Origin of the sequence: Comamonas testosteroni TK102, from assembly GCF_000739375.1 — a bacterium.
GTDB classification, from domain to species: domain Bacteria; phylum Pseudomonadota; class Gammaproteobacteria; order Burkholderiales; family Burkholderiaceae_C; genus Comamonas; species Comamonas brasiliensis.
Map to the genome: position 1 here is coordinate 5,737,127 of NZ_CP006704.1, position 20,045 is coordinate 5,757,171.

Annotated in this window: 6 protein-coding genes, 4 tRNA genes and 8 rRNA genes; 5 read left to right on the forward strand and 13 right to left on the reverse strand. The window is 53.3% G+C overall.

Features of this window, described 5'->3' with window-relative positions; all coding sequences use genetic code 11:
* Positions 1-52: 52 nt before the first annotated feature.
* Positions 53-412 carry a hypothetical protein gene (locus O987_RS26025; protein WP_003060530.1) on the reverse strand — a complete coding sequence of 120 codons (360 nt, stop codon included), beginning with the start codon at positions 410-412 and terminating at the stop codon, positions 53-55.
* A 476-nt stretch (positions 413-888) separates the two neighbouring features.
* On the opposite strand from O987_RS26025, the gene O987_RS26030 reads away from it, so the two are divergent.
* The 5 genes from O987_RS26030 to O987_RS26050 all read left to right on the forward strand — a co-directional run bounded on the left by O987_RS26030 (position 889) and on the right by O987_RS26050 (position 4,941).
* The gene (locus tag O987_RS26030) at positions 889-3,081 is read left to right on the forward strand and encodes a malate synthase G (RefSeq protein WP_003060528.1); all 2,193 of its coding nucleotides are present in this window, start codon (positions 889-891) and stop codon (positions 3,079-3,081) included.
* 206 nt (positions 3,082-3,287) lie between these two features.
* Positions 3,288-3,506: a cysteine-rich CWC family protein gene (locus tag O987_RS26035; RefSeq protein WP_029158549.1), complete on the forward strand. Its 219-nt coding sequence runs from the start codon at positions 3,288-3,290 to the stop codon at positions 3,504-3,506.
* Positions 3,507-3,560: 54 nt separating this feature from the next.
* On the forward strand, positions 3,561-3,749 hold the full coding sequence (locus O987_RS26040) for a 4-oxalocrotonate tautomerase (RefSeq protein WP_003060526.1): 189 nt from the start codon (positions 3,561-3,563) through the stop codon (positions 3,747-3,749).
* Between the two features lie 78 nt (positions 3,750-3,827).
* Positions 3,828-4,016 carry a 4-oxalocrotonate tautomerase gene (locus tag O987_RS26045; RefSeq protein WP_003060524.1) on the forward strand — a complete coding sequence of 63 codons (189 nt, stop codon included), beginning with the start codon at positions 3,828-3,830 and terminating at the stop codon, positions 4,014-4,016.
* Between the two features lie 157 nt (positions 4,017-4,173).
* Entirely contained in the window at positions 4,174-4,941 is a 768-nt protein-coding gene (locus O987_RS26050) for a class II glutamine amidotransferase (protein WP_029158550.1), read from the forward strand.
* A gap of 177 nt (positions 4,942-5,118) precedes the next feature.
* Here O987_RS26050 and rrf (O987_RS26055) read toward each other — a convergent pair.
* From rrf (O987_RS26055) to O987_RS26110, 12 genes are all read right to left on the reverse strand, one after another.
* Positions 5,119-5,231, reverse strand: a 5S ribosomal RNA gene (gene rrf / locus O987_RS26055).
* Positions 5,232-5,397: 166 nt separating this feature from the next.
* Positions 5,398-8,275 (reverse strand): 23S ribosomal RNA (locus tag O987_RS26060).
* 411 nt (positions 8,276-8,686) lie between these two features.
* A tRNA-Ala gene (locus O987_RS26065) sits at positions 8,687-8,762 on the reverse strand.
* 28 nt (positions 8,763-8,790) lie between these two features.
* Positions 8,791-8,867: transfer RNA gene (locus tag O987_RS26070), tRNA-Ile, on the reverse strand.
* 93 nt (positions 8,868-8,960) lie between these two features.
* Positions 8,961-10,493, reverse strand: a 16S ribosomal RNA gene (locus tag O987_RS26075).
* A 351-nt stretch (positions 10,494-10,844) separates the two neighbouring features.
* Positions 10,845-10,957: ribosomal RNA gene (gene rrf / locus O987_RS26080) — 5S ribosomal RNA — on the reverse strand.
* Between the two features lie 166 nt (positions 10,958-11,123).
* Positions 11,124-14,001 (reverse strand): 23S ribosomal RNA (locus O987_RS26085).
* A 411-nt stretch (positions 14,002-14,412) separates the two neighbouring features.
* Positions 14,413-14,488, reverse strand: a tRNA-Ala gene (locus tag O987_RS26090).
* Positions 14,489-14,516: 28 nt separating this feature from the next.
* A tRNA-Ile gene (locus tag O987_RS26095) sits at positions 14,517-14,593 on the reverse strand.
* Between the two features lie 93 nt (positions 14,594-14,686).
* Positions 14,687-16,219, reverse strand: a 16S ribosomal RNA gene (locus O987_RS26100).
* Between the two features lie 351 nt (positions 16,220-16,570).
* Positions 16,571-16,683, reverse strand: a 5S ribosomal RNA gene (rrf, locus tag O987_RS26105).
* A gap of 166 nt (positions 16,684-16,849) precedes the next feature.
* A 23S ribosomal RNA gene (locus tag O987_RS26110) occupies positions 16,850-19,727 on the reverse strand.
* The 16S, 23S and 5S rRNA genes sit together here with 4 tRNA genes alongside, the layout of an rRNA operon.
* Between the last annotated feature and the right edge of the window lie 318 nt (positions 19,728-20,045).

Genomic DNA, 20,045 nt, shown 5'->3' on the forward strand with positions numbered 1-20,045 from the left:
GCAAAACAAGAACGGGCCCGCAGGCCCGTTGCGCGTCTTCAGAGCAGCTGAATCACATCACGAACCTGGACTCCACGTCCGACACCTTGCGCCTGGCCAGGGCCAGGTTGGCGCGGCCGTTGTCCAGCACGTAGTAGATGAAGATGCCGTTGATCTTCTCGGCCGGGCGCAGGATGTGATACTGCTTGCCCAGGGTGATGAGAATGTCTTCGATGCTGTCGTTCAGGCCCAGGGACTGCATGGTCTTCATCTTGGCGCGCACCACCTCGGTATTGCCCGCAGCGGCCAGTTCCAGGTCCACGCCCGAGCCGATGCTGCCGAGCAGCATGCCGCTGTTGTAATCCACCACTGCAGCGCACATGGCGCCATCCAGGGTCATCAGGTCTTGCAGGCTTTCGTTCAGATTCGCCATCAGGAGCTCCTTGGTAAAGATTGGCTGGCCGATATCGGAAGATGCTCAATTTGTTTCAAGCTTAACGAATCATTTCTGAGCGCGGACATCCACTTATGACAGACAAAACCCTGTCATTTGATGGCATGCACTCACTTCAAGATGAAAAAGGGCACCCGAAAAAACCGCCCAATCCACTGCTGAGCCAGACCAGGCGAGCGATCACAGCTATCGCTTCAGAAGAGATCCCGCAGCGCTTTCGGCGCGTGCCGAGGCGGCCGTCGCTGAAGTCGTTGCACAGACCGCTCAGAACTGACGAAGGCTGGCGGCTGCGGTGCATAAAACGCATAAATCCCGCAGACTCCATATAAAAACATCATGAGTTTTGAACTATTTAGGCTATTTATGTACTCAAAGAATTCAAATAAAGTCTCCCCACATGCTGCCCGTGATGGGCAACGACTCCTGAATCCAGAGACATCAACCAGAGGTTTCCAATGACTGATCGCACCCAAGTCCACGGCCTGCAAGTCGCCACCGAGCTGTACAACTTTGTGAACACGCAAGTGCTGCCTGGCACGGGCGTTGACCAGGACACCTACTGGAAGGGCTTCGACGCCATCGTGGCCGATCTGGCGCCCAAGAACGCAGCCCTGTTGGCCGAGCGCGATCGCCTGCAGACGGAGCTCGATACCTGGCACAAGGCCAACCCCGGCCCCATCACCGACATGGTGGCCTACCGCAAGTTTCTGACGACCATCGGCTATCTGGTCGAGTCCCCCAAGGACGCCAAGGCCACGACCGAAAACGTGGATGCCGAACTGGCCATCCAGGCCGGCCCCCAGCTGGTGGTGCCCATCCTGAACGCCCGCTACGCCCTGAACGCCGCCAACGCCCGCTGGGGCTCGCTGTACGACGCGCTGTATGGCACGGACGCCATCAGCGAAGCTGGCGGTGCTGAGAAGGGCAAGGGCTACAACCCCGTGCGCGGCGCCAAGGTCATCGAGTTCGCACGCAACTTCCTGGATCAGGCCGTGCCTCTGGCCTCGGGCTCGCACAAGGATTCCACCGGCTACGCCGTCGAAGGCGGCAAGCTGGTCGTGTCCCTGAAGGACGGTAGCAAGACCGGCCTGAAGGACGAAGCCAAGTTCATCGGCTACCAGGGCGATGCTGCGGCTCCCAAGTCGGTGCTGCTCAAGAACAACGGCATCCACATCGACATCATCGTCAACAAGTCCACCCCCATCGGCAGCACCGATGCTGCCGGCGTGGCCGATGTGGTGGTCGAAGCCGCCCTGTCCACCATTCTGGATCTGGAAGACTCCGTGGCCGCCGTGGATGCCGAAGACAAGGTCAACGGCTACGCCAACTGGCTGGGCATCTTGAAGGGCACGCTGACCGAGTCCTTTGAAAAGGGCGGCAAGGTCGTGACCCGTGGTCTGAACCCCGACCGCGAATACACCGGCGCCGATGGCAAGCCCGTGAAGCTGCACGGCCGCTCGCTGATGTTCGTGCGCAACGTGGGCCACCTGATGACCAACCCCGCCGTACTGTGGGGCCCCGAGCACAAGGAAATCCCCGAAGGCATCATGGACGCGCTGGTGACCACCGCCATCGCCATCCACGACATCAAGGGCAACGGCGTGGGCGGCATCAAGAACAGCCGCACCGGCAGCGTCTACATCGTCAAGCCCAAGATGCACGGCCCCGCCGAAGCTGCTTTTGCCAACGAGCTGTTCGGCCGCGTGGAGCAGGTTCTGGGCCTGCCCGAGAACACCGTCAAGCTCGGCATCATGGACGAAGAGCGCCGCACCTCGACCAATCTGAAGGCCGCCATTGCAGCCGCCCCGGCACGCGTTGCCTTCATCAACACCGGCTTCCTGGACCGCACCGGCGATGAAATGCACACTGCCATGTATGCCGGCCCCATGGTCCGCAAGGCCGACATGAAGACCTGCGCCTGGCTGCCCGCCTATGAAAAGAACAACGTGCTGGTCGGCCTGAACATGGGCCTGCGCGGCCGCGCCCAGATCGGCAAGGGCATGTGGGCCATGCCCGACCTGATGAAGGCCATGCTGGAGCAGAAGATTGCCCAGCCCAAGGCTGGTGCCAACACCGCCTGGGTGCCCTCGCCCACCGGCGCCACCCTGCACGCCCTGCACTATCACCAGATCAATGTGGCCGACGTGCAAAAGGGTCTGGAAAGCCCCAACGCCGACGCCGAGTGCGACGAGCTGCTGAACGCCATCCTGCAAGTGCCCGTGTCCACCAACCCCAACTGGAGCGATGCGGAAAAGCAGCAGGAAGTGGACAACAACGTGCAAGGCATCCTGGGCTATGTGGTGCGCTGGATCGACCAGGGCGTGGGCTGCTCCAAGGTGCCCGACATCCACAACGTGGGCCTGATGGAAGACCGCGCCACACTGCGCATCTCCAGCCAGCACATCGCCAACTGGCTGCAGCACGGCATCGTCACCGAAGCCATGGTGCGCGACAGCTATGCCCGCATGGCCAAGATCGTGGACGAGCAAAACGCCGGCGACGCCGCCTACAAGAGCCTGGTGGCCAATCCCGATGGCGCGGCCTACCAAGCCGCTCTGGACCTGGTGTTCAAGGGCAAGGAACAGCCTTCCGGCTACACCGAGCCTCTGCTGCACGCCTGGCGTCTGAAGGTCAAGGCCGGCGCTTGATGGCCGGTTATGGCCGGGTAAGCCCGGACCACTCCTGAATAAGGAGTGGCTTGCGCTTGATATCAATGGATTTGAAAGTTTTTCCTATCTGGATCCGTTGATTCAAGTGCGCAAGCTGCTATCAAAATGCACTCCATGTCCACACATCGAGTGCATTTTTCTTGACCTCGCCACTCCCGGTGCGGTATGGCTTCTACACTGCGGCCATGCCCATCGATCCTCTCGTAGACGCCAGCCGCTGCCCTCTGTGCGGCCAGCCCAACCAGTGCGCCATCAGCGCCGGCCTGCCGCCGCACAGCTGCTGGTGCATGCAGACCCCGGTTTCCCGGGATGCGCTGGAGCGGCTGCCCGCCGAGGCACGCGGCAAGGCCTGCATCTGCCCAGCCTGTGCGCGGCCGGTTGCCGACGATTCCACCCCTGCCTGATCCTGCGCTCACCGCCTTGCACCTCGGGCATTCCACCACAGCTAGGAGACCTTGATGCCCACCTATCGCATTGAACTGTTTGAAGGCCGCAGCGTTGAACAAAAGCGCAAGCTGGCCGAAGAAATCACCCGCGTGACCACCGAGGTGCTGGGTAGCGCCCCCGAGTCCGTGGACATCATCATCACCGACGTACCTCGCCACAACTGGGCCACCGGTGGCAAGCTCTGGTCGGAGCAGAGCTGAGTCCGGCCGGACCGAGCCCGAACCGCACGCCCTTATGATGGGCCTTTCTCAACCTCAAGCCAGCAAGGAAACCTGCACATGCCCACCTACCATGTCGAAATGATGGAAGGCCGTACCGTCGAACAAAAGCGCAAGCTGGTCGAAGAAATCACCCGCGTCAGCGTTGAAGTGCTGGGCGGCTCGCCCGAATCGGTGGACATCATCATCACCGACATCAAGCGTCACGACTGGGCCACCGGCGGCAAGCTCTGGCTGGACCGCGAATAGGCTGTCGCAGCCCTCTTGCGCAAAGCAGCTTCGGCTGCTTTTTTCATGCAGGCTTGGCAGCGGTTGACGATCTCTGCCATACAGCACCATCATTGACGAAATCATCGATAGATTCTTAGGCTATAAAGCTTTTTTGCTTGAAAGATATGACGAAGCCATGTGCCAGCTGCTTGGAATGAACTGCAACACGCCCACCGATGTGCGCTTTAGCTTCTCAGGCTTCACACAGCGTGCAGGCAATACCGGCGACCACACCGACGGCTGGGGCATCGCCTTCTTCGAAGACAAGGGCCTGCGCCACTTCGTCGATCACGAACGCGCCATCGACTCCCAGATCGCCAAGCTCATCCGCGAATACCCGATCAAGAGCACCAACGTCATCGCCCATATCCGCAAGGCCACCCAAGGCGTGGTCAGCCTGCAGAACTGCCACCCCTTCGTGCGCGAGCTCTGGGGACGCAACTGGGTCTTCGCGCACAACGGCGACCTCAAGAACTTCATCCCCAAGCTGCACGCCCACTTCCAGCCCATTGGCAACACGGACAGCGAGCGGGCCTTCTGCTGGATCATGCAGGAGCTGTGGAAGTCCCATGCCGGTGTGCCCAGCATCGAAGAGCTGACCCACACCCTGCGCGAGCTGGCCGCCAAGATCGCACCGCATGGCACGTTCAACTTCCTGCTCTCCAACGGCGAAGCGCTCTGGGCCCATGCCACGACCCACCTCTGCTATGTCGAGCGCCGCCACCCCTTCACCCAGGCACAGCTGTCCGACGAAGATCTCAGCGTGGACTTCTCCCGCGAAACCACGCCCCAGGACAAGGTAGCCATCATCGTCACCGCCCCTCTGACCCAAAACGAGCAATGGGTCCCCTTCCAGAACGGCGAGCTGAGGGTGTTCGTGCATGGCCAGGCAGCGCCCTACTGATACGCACCAGATCCCCGTCGCCGAATGAAAAAAGAGAGCGCCTAGCGCTCTCTTTTTATGGGTTTTCGGTATTTTTGAAGCTGCAATACTTTGACAGCATGCGACAGGTGCTCCTCATTTTGAAGCACTCAATAAAAAACCCCGTAATCTTGCGACTACGGGGTTTTCACTGTAAGAGCCTGACGATGACCTACTTTCACACGGGAACCCGCACTATCATCGGCGCAAAGTCGTTTCACTGTCCTGTTCGGGATGGGAAGGAGTGGTACCAACTTGCTATGGTCATCAGGCATAAACTTTTTGTCAGATTGACAGCGCCTCGATTAACTTCTTAATCTCGCTCACCTTCAATCCAACGAATTCATAGAGTCTTCAATCAGCTTTTCGATTGCGCCTTTTCGGCATAACTAGAACTTGCGTTCTGTCTTTTATTTTTCCAGGCTTGCCCAAAGTTATAGGGTCAAGCCGCACGGGCAATTAGTACTGGTTAGCTTAACGCATTACTGCGCTTCCACACCCAGCCTATCAACGTCGTGGTCTACAACGACCCTTCAGGGGGCTCAAGGCCCCGGCAGATCTCATCTTGAAACGAGTTTCCCGCTTAGATGCTTTCAGCGGTTATCTCTTCCACACTTAGCTACCCTGCGATGCCACTGGCGTGACAACAGGTACACCAGAGGTGTGTCCACTCCGGTCCTCTCGTACTAGGAGCAGGCTTCCTCAAATCTGCAGCGCCCACGGAAGATAGGGACCAAACTGTCTCACGACGTTTTAAACCCAGCTCACGTACCTCTTTAAATGGCGAACAGCCATACCCTTGGGACCGACTACAGCCCCAGGATGAGATGAGCCGACATCGAGGTGCCAAACACCGCCGTCGATATGAACTCTTGGGCGGTATCAGCCTGTTATCCCCAGAGTACCTTTTATCCGTTGAGCGATGGCCCTTCCATACAGAACCACCGGATCACTATGTCCTGCTTTCGCATCTGCTCGACTTGTCAGTCTCGCAGTTAAGCACGCTTATGCCATTGCACTATCGTCACGATGTCCGACCGTAACTAGCGTACCTTCGAACTCCTCCGTTACGCTTTGGGAGGAGACCGCCCCAGTCAAACTGCCTACCATGCACTGTCCCCGATCCAGATAATGGATCCAGGTTAGAACCTCAAACGCACCAGGGTGGTATTTCAACGTCGGCTCCATGAGATCTAGCGACCTCACTTCAAAGCCTCCCACCTATCCTACACAGATCCGTTCAAAGTCCAATACAAAGCTACAGTAAAGGTTCATGGGGTCTTTCCGTCTTTCCGCGGGGAGATTGCATCATCACAAACATTTCAACTTCGCTGAGTCTCAGGAGGAGACAGTGTGGCCATCGTTACGCCATTCGTGCAGGTCGGAACTTACCCGACAAGGAATTTCGCTACCTTAGGACCGTTATAGTTACGGCCGCCGTTTACTGGGACTTCAATCAAGAGCTTGCACCCCATCATTTAATCTTCCAGCACCGGGCAGGCGTCACACCCTATACGTCCACTTTCGTGTTTGCAGAGTGCTGTGTTTTTATTAAACAGTCGCAGCCACCAATTTTTTGCAACCCCTTTGAGCTCCGTTTGTACAACTTCACTTACTTGGGGTACACCTTCTCCCGAAGTTACGGTGTCAATTTGCCGAGTTCCTTCTCCTGAGTTCTCTCAAGCGCCTTAGAATACTCATCTCGCGCACCAGTGTCGGTTTGCGGTACGGTCGTCAATAGCTGAAGCTTAGTGGCTTTTCCTGGAAGCAGGGTATCACTCACTTCGTGTGCAAGCACACTCGTTATCACGCCTCATCTCAGCTCTCCGGATTTGCCTAAAGAGCACGACTACACGCTTGAACCAACTATTCCAACAGTTGGCTGAGCTAACCTTCTCCGTCCCCACATCGCACTATTGATCGGTACAGGAATATTGACCTGTTTCCCATCAGCTACGCATCTCTGCCTCGCCTTAGGGGCCGACTCACCCTACGCCGATGAACGTTGCGTAGGAAACCTTGCGCTTACGGCGAGGGGGCTTTTCACCCCCTTTAACGCTACTCATGTCAGCATTCGCACTTCTGATACCTCCAGCATCCGTTACCAGACACCTTCACAGGCTTACAGAACGCTCTCCTACCACGTGCCATAAATGGCACATCCGCAGCTTCGGTAACTGGCTTAGCCCCGTTACATCTTCCGCGCAGGACGACTCGATCAGTGAGCTATTACGCTTTCTTTAAATGATGGCTGCTTCTAAGCCAACATCCTGACTGTTTTAGCCTTCCCACTTCGTTTCCCACTTAGCCCGTTTTAGGGACCTTAGCTGGCGGTCTGGGTTGTTTCCCTCTTGAGTCCGGACGTTAGCACCCGGTGCTCTGTCTCCCAAGCTGTACTCGTCGGTATTCGGAGTTTGCATAGGTTTGGTAAGTCGCCATGACCCCCTAGCCTAAACAGTGCTCTACCCCCGACGGTAATACTTGAGGCACTACCTAAATAGTTTTCGGAGAGAACCAGCTATTTCCAAGTTTGTTTAGCCTTTCACCCCTATCCACAGCTCATCCCCTAATTTTGCAACATTAGTGGGTTCGGACCTCCAGTACCTGTTACGGCACCTTCATCCTGGCCATGGATAGATCACTTGGTTTCGGGTCTACACCCAGCGACTAATCGCCCTATTCGGACTCGATTTCTCTTCGCCTCCCCTATTCGGTTAAGCTTGCCACTGAATGTAAGTCGCTGACCCATTATACAAAAGGTACGCCGTCACCCCGAAGGGCTCCGACTTTTTGTAAGCATACGGTTTCAGGATCTATTTCACTCCCCTCCCGGGGTTCTTTTCGCCTTTCCCTCACGGTACTGGTTCACTATCGGTCGATGATGAGTATTTAGCCTTGGAGGATGGTCCCCCCATATTCAGACAGGGTTTCTCGTGCCCCGCCCTACTTGTCTGCAGCCTAGTACCACCGATCGGTTTTCACATACGGGACTATCACCCACTATGGTCGGCCTTTCCATGCCGTTTTGTTAACTGATCGACTATCACTGCAAGGCTCTTCCGAATTCGCTCGCCACTACTATCGGAATCTCGGTTGATGTCTTTTCCTCTGGGTACTTAGATGTTTCAGTTCTCCAGGTTCGCTTCGAGCACCTATGTATTCAGTGCACGATACCTCTTGCGAGGTGGGTTCCCCCATTCAGAAATCTCCGGATCAAAGCTTATTTGCCAGCTCCCCGAAGCTTATCGCAGGCTATCACGTCTTTCGTCGCCTATCATCGCCAAGGCATCCACCATATGCTCTTAGTCACTTGACCCTATAACTTTGGATTCTCTTAGCGAGAATCAAAGCCTGGTGTTCAAAGACTGGTGAGGTCTTGCACCTCACGCGTTATGCCGTAATGTGAATATCTTTGGCTGCATCTTTCGATACAGCTTAGAGAATATTCGTCATTACTAGATAAATTTGCATTCGCAAAATATCTGTTTTGACGCAATCAAAATGTTGCTGGCGGCACGGTGCACAAACCTTGGTTTGCGCTTTCCACCAGCAACGCTGATTTCGACTCTATGAATTTTTAAAGAACAGCCTATTGATCAAAGATCAATATAAAAGCAGTCTGAAGCAGACTGCTTTTATATTGAATTTGGTTTTTTTCGCTTCCGATCCGCTTGCGCTTCACATCTGCTGAGCCAACGATTATAGCACCTTTCGGCGCTATCATTTTTGGTGGAGGATGACGGGATCGAACCGACGACCCCCTGCTTGCAAAGCAGGTGCTCTCCCAGCTGAGCTAATCCCCCGGGATCCTCGAACCAGATATTGGAATCTTGGTGGGTCTAGTTGGGCTCGAACCAACGACCCCTGCGTTATCAACACAGTGCTCTAACCAGCTGAGCTACAGACCCATTCCATGCAGCCCGCTGTCACTCAGCAGGCCACCTGGCTTGTTCCAACAACCGATAAGTGTGGACGTTCAATTTGAAGCAGCATTTTTCCAGAAAGGAGGTGATCCAGCCGCACCTTCCGATACGGCTACCTTGTTACGACTTCACCCCAGTCACGAACCCCGCCGTGGTAAGCGCCCTCCTTGCGGTTAGGCTACCTACTTCTGGCGAGACCCGCTCCCATGGTGTGACGGGCGGTGTGTACAAGACCCGGGAACGTATTCACCGTGACATTCTGATCCACGATTACTAGCGATTCCGACTTCACGCAGTCGAGTTGCAGACTGCGATCCGGACTACGACTGGCTTTATGGGATTAGCTCCCCCTCGCGGGTTGGCAACCCTTTGTACCAGCCATTGTATGACGTGTGTAGCCCCACCTATAAGGGCCATGAGGACTTGACGTCATCCCCACCTTCCTCCGGTTTGTCACCGGCAGTCCCATTAGAGTGCTCAACTGAATGTAGCAACTAATGGCAAGGGTTGCGCTCGTTGCGGGACTTAACCCAACATCTCACGACACGAGCTGACGACAGCCATGCAGCACCTGTGTGCAGGTTCTCTTTCGAGCACCAAACCATCTCTGGTAAGTTCCTGCCATGTCAAAGGTGGGTAAGGTTTTTCGCGTTGCATCGAATTAAACCACATCATCCACCGCTTGTGCGGGTCCCCGTCAATTCCTTTGAGTTTCAACCTTGCGGCCGTACTCCCCAGGCGGTCAACTTCACGCGTTAGCTTCGTTACTGAGTCAGTTAAGACCCAACAACCAGTTGACATCGTTTAGGGCGTGGACTACCAGGGTATCTAATCCTGTTTGCTCCCCACGCTTTCGTGCATGAGCGTCAGTGCAGGCCCAGGGGATTGCCTTCGCCATCGGTGTTCCTCCGCATATCTACGCATTTCACTGCTACACGCGGAATTCCATCCCCCTCTGCCGCACTCTAGCTTTGCAGTCACAATGGCAGTTCCCAGGTTGAGCCCGGGGATTTCACCACTGTCTTACAAAACCGCCTGCGCACGCTTTACGCCCAGTAATTCCGATTAACGCTTGCACCCTACGTATTACCGCGGCTGCTGGCACGTAGTTAGCCGGTGCTTATTCTTACGGTACCGTCATGACCCGGGGATATTAGCCCCAGGCTTTTCGTTCCGTACAAAAGCAGTTTACAACCCGAGGGCCTTCATCCTGCACGCGGCATTGCTGGATCAGGCTTTCGCCCATTGTCCAAAATTCCCCACTGCTGCCTCCCGTAGGAGTCTGGGCCGTGTCTCAGTCCCAGTGTGGCTGGTCGTCCTCTCAGACCAGCTACAGATCGCAGGCTTGGTAAGCCTTTACCCCACCAACTACCTAATCTGCCATCAGCCGCTCTAGTAGCACAAGGCCCGAAGGTCCCCTGCTTTCATCCGTAGATCTCATGCGGTATTAGCTACTCTTTCGAGTAGTTATCCCCCACTACTAGGCACGTTCCGATGTATTACTCACCCGTTCGCCACTCGTCAGCATCCGAAGACCTGTTACCGTTCGACTTGCATGTGTAAAGCATGCCGCCAGCGTTCAATCTGAGCCAGGATCAAACTCTATAGTTCGATCTTGAATTTAAAGTCTTTCGACTGCTCACTCACTTGACGGAATCAAGAAGAATCAATTCTTCCTCATTACTGTTTTTGTGAGCGTTTGATAACTCCGAAGAGTTTGTTCCGAAGAACTGGCTGCTTGCCCTCAAACGCCCACGCTTATCGGCTGTATTTTTTTAAGGAGCCGAGCGCAAAATCAAGAAGCTTGACTTTGAATCTCGTTGCTTGCTGCGATCAGCGAAGCCTTCAATTGTAGCACTGTTTTCACAGTACTTTTAAAACGTTTTTGCGTTTTCTTCTCACCCCTCAGAACAAGGAGGGAGAAGAAAACGCCTGGCGTGAGCCAGGCGTTTTGGCGTAAGAGCCTGACGATGACCTACTTTCACACGGGAACCCGCACTATCATCGGCGCAAAGTCGTTTCACTGTCCTGTTCGGGATGGGAAGGAGTGGTACCAACTTGCTATGGTCATCAGGCATAAACTTTTTGTCAGATTGACGGCGCCTCGATTAACTTCTTAATCTCGCTCACCTTCAATCCAACGAATTCATAGAGTCTTCAATCAGCTTTTCGATTGCGCTTTTTCGGCATAACTAGAACTTGCGTTCTGTCTTTTATTTTTCCAGGCTTGCCCAAAGTTATAGGGTCAAGCCGCACGGGCAATTAGTACTGGTTAGCTTAACGCATTACTGCGCTTCCACACCCAGCCTATCAACGTCGTGGTCTACAACGACCCTTCAGGGGGCTCAAGGCCCCGGCAGATCTCATCTTGAAACGAGTTTCCCGCTTAGATGCTTTCAGCGGTTATCTCTTCCACACTTAGCTACCCTGCGATGCCACTGGCGTGACAACAGGTACACCAGAGGTGTGTCCACTCCGGTCCTCTCGTACTAGGAGCAGGCTTCCTCAAATCTGCAGCGCCCACGGAAGATAGGGACCAAACTGTCTCACGACGTTTTAAACCCAGCTCACGTACCTCTTTAAATGGCGAACAGCCATACCCTTGGGACCGACTACAGCCCCAGGATGAGATGAGCCGACATCGAGGTGCCAAACACCGCCGTCGATATGAACTCTTGGGCGGTATCAGCCTGTTATCCCCAGAGTACCTTTTATCCGTTGAGCGATGGCCCTTCCATACAGAACCACCGGATCACTATGTCCTGCTTTCGCATCTGCTCGACTTGTCAGTCTCGCAGTTAAGCACGCTTATGCCATTGCACTATCGTCACGATGTCCGACCGTAACTAGCGTACCTTCGAACTCCTCCGTTACGCTTTGGGAGGAGACCGCCCCAGTCAAACTGCCTACCATGCACTGTCCCCGATCCAGATAATGGATCCAGGTTAGAACCTCAAACGCACCAGGGTGGTATTTCAACGTCGGCTCCATGAGATCTAGCGACCTCACTTCAAAGCCTCCCACCTATCCTACACAGATCCGTTCAAAGTCCAATACAAAGCTACAGTAAAGGTTCATGGGGTCTTTCCGTCTTTCCGCGGGGAGATTGCATCATCACAAACATTTCAACTTCGCTGAGTCTCAGGAGGAGACAGTGTGGCCATCGTTACGCCATTCGTGCAGGTCGGAACTTACCCGACAAGGAATTTCGCTACCTTAGGACCGTTATAGTTACGGCCGCCGTTTACTGGGACTTCAATCAAGAGCTTGCACCCCATCATTTAATCTTCCAGCACCGGGCAGGCGTCACACCCTATACGTCCACTTTCGTGTTTGCAGAGTGCTGTGTTTTTATTAAACAGTCGCAGCCACCAATTTTTTGCAACCCCTTTGAGCTCCGTTTGTACAACTTCACTTACTTGGGGTACACCTTCTCCCGAAGTTACGGTGTCAATTTGCCGAGTTCCTTCTCCTGAGTTCTCTCAAGCGCCTTAGAATACTCATCTCGCGCACCAGTGTCGGTTTGCGGTACGGTCGTCAATAGCTGAAGCTTAGTGGCTTTTCCTGGAAGCAGGGTATCACTCACTTCGTGTGCAAGCACACTCGTTATCACGCCTCATCTTAGCTCTCCGGATTTGCCTAAAGAGCACGACTACACGCTTGAACCAACTATTCCAACAGTTGGCTGAGCTAACCTTCTCCGTCCCCACATCGCACTATTGATCGGTACAGGAATATTGACCTGTTTCCCATCAGCTACGCATCTCTGCCTCGCCTTAGGGGCCGACTCACCCTACGCCGATGAACGTTGCGTAGGAAACCTTGCGCTTACGGCGAGGGGGCTTTTCACCCCCTTTAACGCTACTCATGTCAGCATTCGCACTTCTGATACCTCCAGCATCCGTTACCAGACACCTTCACAGGCTTACAGAACGCTCTCCTACCACGTGCCATAAATGGCACATCCGCAGCTTCGGTAACTGGCTTAGCCCCGTTACATCTTCCGCGCAGGACGACTCGATCAGTGAGCTATTACGCTTTCTTTAAATGATGGCTGCTTCTAAGCCAACATCCTGACTGTTTTAGCCTTCCCACTTCGTTTCCCACTTAGCCCGTTTTAGGGACCTTAGCTGGCGGTCTGGGTTGTTTCCCTCTTGAGTCCGGACGTTAGCACCCGGTGCTCTGTCTCCCAAGCTGTACTCGTCGGTATTCGGAGTTTGCATAGGTTTGGTAAGTCGCCATGACCCCCTAGCCTAAACAGTGCTCTACCCCCGACGGTAATACTTGAGGCACTACCTAAATAGTTTTCGGAGAGAACCAGCTATTTCCAAGTTTGTTTAGCCTTTCACCCCTATCCACAGCTCATCCCCTAATTTTGCAACATTAGTGGGTTCGGACCTCCAGTACCTGTTACGGCACCTTCATCCTGGCCATGGATAGATCACTTGGTTTCGGGTCTACACCCAGCGACTAATCGCCCTATTCGGACTCGATTTCTCTTCGCCTCCCCTATTCGGTTAAGCTTGCCACTGAATGTAAGTCGCTGACCCATTATACAAAAGGTACGCCGTCACCCCGAAGGGCTCCGACTTTTTGTAAGCATACGGTTTCAGGATCTATTTCACTCCCCTCCCGGGGTTCTTTTCGCCTTTCCCTCACGGTACTGGTTCACTATCGGTCGATGATGAGTATTTAGCCTTGGAGGATGGTCCCCCCATATTCAGACAGGGTTTCTCGTGCCCCGCCCTACTTGTCTGCAGCCTAGTACCACCGATCGGTTTTCACATACGGGACTATCACCCACTATGGTCGGCCTTTCCATGCCGTTTTGTTAACTGATCGACTATCACTGCAAGGCTCTTCCGAATTCGCTCGCCACTACTATCGGAATCTCGGTTGATGTCTTTTCCTCTGGGTACTTAGATGTTTCAGTTCTCCAGGTTCGCTTCGAGCACCTATGTATTCAGTGCACGATACCTCTTGCGAGGTGGGTTCCCCCATTCAGAAATCTCCGGATCAAAGCTTATTTGCCAGCTCCCCGAAGCTTATCGCAGGCTATCACGTCTTTCGTCGCCTATCATCGCCAAGGCATCCACCATATGCTCTTAGTCACTTGACCCTATAACTTTGGATTCTCTTAGCGAGAATCAAAGCCTGGTGTTCAAAGACTGGTGAGGTCTTGCACCTCACGCGTTATGCCGTAATGTGAATATCTTTGGCTGCATCTTTCGATACAGCTTAGAGAATATTCGTCATTACTAGATAAATTTGCATTCGCAAAATATCTGTTTTGACGCAATCAAAATGTTGCTGGCGGCACGGTGCACAAACCTTGGTTTGCGCTTTCCACCAGCAACGCTGATTTCGACTCTATGAATTTTTAAAGAACAGCCTATTGATCAAAGATCAATATAAAAGCAGTCTGAGGCAGACTGCTTTTATATTGAATTTGGTTTTTTTCGCTTCCGATCCGCTTGCGCTTCACATCTGCTGAGCCAACGATTATAGCACCTTTCGGCGCTATCATTTTTGGTGGAGGATGACGGGATCGAACCGACGACCCCCTGCTTGCAAAGCAGGTGCTCTCCCAGCTGAGCTAATCCCCCGGGATCCTCGAACCAGATATTGGAATCTTGGTGGGTCTAGTTGGGCTCGAACCAACGACCCCTGCGTTATCAACACAGTGCTCTAACCAGCTGAGCTACAGACCCATTCCATGCAGCCCGCTGTCACTCAGCAGGCCACCTGGCTTGTTCCAACAACCGATAAGTGTGGACGTTCAATTTGAAGCAGCATTTTTCCAGAAAGGAGGTGATCCAGCCGCACCTTCCGATACGGCTACCTTGTTACGACTTCACCCCAGTCACGAACCCCGCCGTGGTAAGCGCCCTCCTTGCGGTTAGGCTACCTACTTCTGGCGAGACCCGCTCCCATGGTGTGACGGGCGGTGTGTACAAGACCCGGGAACGTATTCACCGTGACATTCTGATCCACGATTACTAGCGATTCCGACTTCACGCAGTCGAGTTGCAGACTGCGATCCGGACTACGACTGGCTTTATGGGATTAGCTCCCCCTCGCGGGTTGGCAACCCTTTGTACCAGCCATTGTATGACGTGTGTAGCCCCACCTATAAGGGCCATGAGGACTTGACGTCATCCCCACCTTCCTCCGGTTTGTCACCGGCAGTCCCATTAGAGTGCTCAACTGAATGTAGCAACTAATGGCAAGGGTTGCGCTCGTTGCGGGACTTAACCCAACATCTCACGACACGAGCTGACGACAGCCATGCAGCACCTGTGTGCAGGTTCTCTTTCGAGCACCAAACCATCTCTGGTAAGTTCCTGCCATGTCAAAGGTGGGTAAGGTTTTTCGCGTTGCATCGAATTAAACCACATCATCCACCGCTTGTGCGGGTCCCCGTCAATTCCTTTGAGTTTCAACCTTGCGGCCGTACTCCCCAGGCGGTCAACTTCACGCGTTAGCTTCGTTACTGAGTCAGTTAAGACCCAACAACCAGTTGACATCGTTTAGGGCGTGGACTACCAGGGTATCTAATCCTGTTTGCTCCCCACGCTTTCGTGCATGAGCGTCAGTGCAGGCCCAGGGGATTGCCTTCGCCATCGGTGTTCCTCCGCATATCTACGCATTTCACTGCTACACGCGGAATTCCATCCCCCTCTGCCGCACTCTAGCTTTGCAGTCACAATGGCAGTTCCCAGGTTGAGCCCGGGGATTTCACCACTGTCTTACAAAACCGCCTGCGCACGCTTTACGCCCAGTAATTCCGATTAACGCTTGCACCCTACGTATTACCGCGGCTGCTGGCACGTAGTTAGCCGGTGCTTATTCTTACGGTACCGTCATGACCCGGGGATATTAGCCCCAGGCTTTTCGTTCCGTACAAAAGCAGTTTACAACCCGAGGGCCTTCATCCTGCACGCGGCATTGCTGGATCAGGCTTTCGCCCATTGTCCAAAATTCCCCACTGCTGCCTCCCGTAGGAGTCTGGGCCGTGTCTCAGTCCCAGTGTGGCTGGTCGTCCTCTCAGACCAGCTACAGATCGCAGGCTTGGTAAGCCTTTACCCCACCAACTACCTAATCTGCCATCAGCCGCTCTAGTAGCACAAGGCCCGAAGGTCCCCTGCTTTCATCCGTAGATCTCATGCGGTATTAGCTACTCTTTCGAGTAGTTATCCCCCACTACTAGGCACGTTCCGATGTATTACTCACCCGTTCGCCACTCGTCAGCATCCGAAGACCTGTTACCGTTCGACTTGCATGTGTAAAGCATGCCGCCAGCGTTCAATCTGAGCCAGGATCAAACTCTATAGTTCGATCTTGAATTTAAAGTCTTTCGACTGCTCACTCACTTGACGGAATCAAGAAGAATCAATTCTTCCTCATTACTGTTTTTGTGAGCGTTTGATAACTCCGAAGAGTTTGTTCCGAAGAACTGGCTGCTTGCCCTCAAACGCCCACGCTTATCGGCTGTATTTTTTTAAGGAACCGAGTGCAAAATCAAGAAGCTTGACTTTGAATCTCGTTGCTTGCTGCGATCAGCGAAGCCTTCAATTGTAGCACTGTTTTCACAGTACTTTTAAAACGTTTTTGCGTTTTCTTCTCACCCCTCAGCACAAGGAGGGAGAAGAAAACGCCTGGCGTGAGCCAGGCGTTTTGGCGTAAGAGCCTGACGATGACCTACTTTCACACGGGAACCCGCACTATCATCGGCGCAAAGTCGTTTCACTGTCCTGTTCGGGATGGGAAGGAGTGGTACCAACTTGCTATGGTCATCAGGCATAAACTTTTTGTCAGATTGACGGCGCCTCGATTAACTTCTTAATCTCGCTCACCTTCAGTCCAACGAATTCATAGAGTCTTCAATCAGCTTTTCGATTGCGCCTTTTCGGCATAACTAGAACTTGCGTTCTGTCTTTTATTTTTCCAGGCTTGCCCAAAGTTATAGGGTCAAGCCGCACGGGCAATTAGTACTGGTTAGCTTAACGCATTACTGCGCTTCCACACCCAGCCTATCAACGTCGTGGTCTACAACGACCCTTCAGGGGGCTCAAGGCCCCGGCAGATCTCATCTTGAAACGAGTTTCCCGCTTAGATGCTTTCAGCGGTTATCTCTTCCACACTTAGCTACCCTGCGATGCCACTGGCGTGACAACAGGTACACCAGAGGTGTGTCCACTCCGGTCCTCTCGTACTAGGAGCAGGCTTCCTCAAATCTGCAGCGCCCACGGAAGATAGGGACCAAACTGTCTCACGACGTTTTAAACCCAGCTCACGTACCTCTTTAAATGGCGAACAGCCATACCCTTGGGACCGACTACAGCCCCAGGATGAGATGAGCCGACATCGAGGTGCCAAACACCGCCGTCGATATGAACTCTTGGGCGGTATCAGCCTGTTATCCCCAGAGTACCTTTTATCCGTTGAGCGATGGCCCTTCCATACAGAACCACCGGATCACTATGTCCTGCTTTCGCATCTGCTCGACTTGTCAGTCTCGCAGTTAAGCACGCTTATGCCATTGCACTATCGTCACGATGTCCGACCGTAACTAGCGTACCTTCGAACTCCTCCGTTACGCTTTGGGAGGAGACCGCCCCAGTCAAACTGCCTACCATGCACTGTCCCCGATCCAGATAATGGATCCAGGTTAGAACCTCAAACGCACCAGGGTGGTATTTCAACGTCGGCTCCATGAGATCTAGCGACCTCACTTCAAAGCCTCCCACCTATCCTACACAGATCCGTTCAAAGTCCAATACAAAGCTACAGTAAAGGTTCATGGGGTCTTTCCGTCTTTCCGCGGGGAGATTGCATCATCACAAACATTTCAACTTCGCTGAGTCTCAGGAGGAGACAGTGTGGCCATCGTTACGCCATTCGTGCAGGTCGGAACTTACCCGACAAGGAATTTCGCTACCTTAGGACCGTTATAGTTACGGCCGCCGTTTACTGGGACTTCAATCAAGAGCTTGCACCCCATCATTTAATCTTCCAGCACCGGGCAGGCGTCACACCCTATACGTCCACTTTCGTGTTTGCAGAGTGCTGTGTTTTTATTAAACAGTCGCAGCCACCAATTTTTTGCAACCCCTTTGAGCTCCGTTTGTACAACTTCACTTACTTGGGGTACACCTTCTCCCGAAGTTACGGTGTCAATTTGCCGAGTTCCTTCTCCTGAGTTCTCTCAAGCGCCTTAGAATACTCATCTCGCGCACCAGTGTCGGTTTGCGGTACGGTCGTCAATAGCTGAAGCTTAGTGGCTTTTCCTGGAAGCAGGGTATCACTCACTTCGTGTGCAAGCACACTCGTTATCACGCCTCATCTTAGCTCTCCGGATTTGCCTAAAGAGCACGACTACACGCTTGAACCAACTATTCCAACAGTTGGCTGAGCTAACCTTCTCCGTCCCCACATCGCACTATTGATCGGTACAGGAATATTGACCTGTTTCCCATCAGCTACGCATCTCTGCCTCGCCTTAGGGGCCGACTCACCCTACGCCGATGAACGTTGCGTAGGAAACCTTGCGCTTACGGCGAGGGGGCTTTTCACCCCCTTTAACGCTACTCATGTCAGCATTCGCACTTCTGATACCTCCAGCATCCGTTACCAGACACCTTCACAGGCTTACAGAACGCTCTCCTACCACGTGCCATAAATGGCACATCCGCAGCTTCGGTAACTGGCTTAGCCCCGTTACATCTTCCGCGCAGGACGACTCGATCAGTGAGCTATTACGCTTTCTTTAAATGATGGCTGCTTCTAAGCCAACATCCTGACTGTTTTAGCCTTCCCACTTCGTTTCCCACTTAGCCCGTTTTAGGGACCTTAGCTGGCGGTCTGGGTTGTTTCCCTCTTGAGTCCGGACGTTAGCACCCGGTGCTCTGTCTCCCAAGCTGTACTCGTCGGTATTCGGAGTTTGCATAGGTTTGGTAAGTCGCCATGACCCCCTAGCCTAAACAGTGCTCTACCCCCGACGGTAATACTTGAGGCACTACCTAAATAGTTTTCGGAGAGAACCAGCTATTTCCAAGTTTGTTTAGCCTTTCACCCCTATCCACAGCTCATCCCCTAATTTTGCAACATTAGTGGGTTCGGACCTCCAGTACCTGTTACGGCACCTTCATCCTGGCCATGGATAGATCACTTGGTTTCGGGTCTACACCCAGCGACTAATCGCCCTATTCGGACTCGATTTCTCTTCGCCTCCCCTATTCGGTTAAGCTTGCCACTGAATGTAAGTCGCTGACCCATTATACAAAAGGTACGCCGTCACCCCGAAGGGCTCCGACTTTTTGTAAGCATACGGTTTCAGGATCTATTTCACTCCCCTCCCGGGGTTCTTTTCGCCTTTCCCTCACGGTACTGGTTCACTATCGGTCGATGATGAGTATTTAGCCTTGGAGGATGGTCCCCCCATATTCAGACAGGGTTTCTCGTGCCCCGCCCTACTTGTCTGCAGCCTAGTACCACCGATCGGTTTTCACATACGGGACTATCACCCACTATGGTCGGCCTTTCCATGCCGTTTTGTTAACTGATCGACTATCACTGCAAGGCTCTTCCGAATTCGCTCGCCACTACTATCGGAATCTCGGTTGATGTCTTTTCCTCTGGGTACTTAGATGTTTCAGTTCTCCAGGTTCGCTTCGAGCACCTATGTATTCAGTGCACGATACCTCTTGCGAGGTGGGTTCCCCCATTCAGAAATCTCCGGATCAAAGCTTATTTGCCAGCTCCCCGAAGCTTATCGCAGGCTATCACGTCTTTCGTCGCCTATCATCGCCAAGGCATCCACCATATGCTCTTAGTCACTTGACCCTATAACTTTGGATTCTCTTAGCGAGAATCAAAGCCTGGTGTTCAAAGACTGGTGAGGTCTTGCACCTCACGCGTTATGCCGTAATGTGAATATCTTTGGCTGCATCTTTCGATACAGCTTAGAGAATATTCGTCATTACTAGATAAATTTGCATTCGCAAAATATCTGTTTTGACGCAATCAAAATGTTGCTGGCGGCACGGTGCACAAACCTTGGTTTGTGCTTTCCACCAGCAACGCTGATTTCGACTCTATGAATTTTTAAAGAACAGCCTATTGATCAAAGATCAATATAAAAGCAGTCTGAGGCAGACTGCT

Coding starts and splice junctions, on each gene's coding strand:
- O987_RS26025 (WP_003060530.1), bottom strand. CDS start 412: ATGGCGAATCTGAACGAAAGCCTGCAAGACCTGATGACCCTGGATGGC.
- O987_RS26030 (WP_003060528.1), top strand. CDS start 889: ATGACTGATCGCACCCAAGTCCACGGCCTGCAAGTCGCCACCGAGCTG.
- O987_RS26035 (WP_029158549.1), top strand. CDS start 3,288: ATGCCCATCGATCCTCTCGTAGACGCCAGCCGCTGCCCTCTGTGCGGC.
- O987_RS26040 (WP_003060526.1), top strand. CDS start 3,561: ATGCCCACCTATCGCATTGAACTGTTTGAAGGCCGCAGCGTTGAACAA.
- O987_RS26045 (WP_003060524.1), top strand. CDS start 3,828: ATGCCCACCTACCATGTCGAAATGATGGAAGGCCGTACCGTCGAACAA.
- O987_RS26050 (WP_029158550.1), top strand. CDS start 4,174: ATGTGCCAGCTGCTTGGAATGAACTGCAACACGCCCACCGATGTGCGC.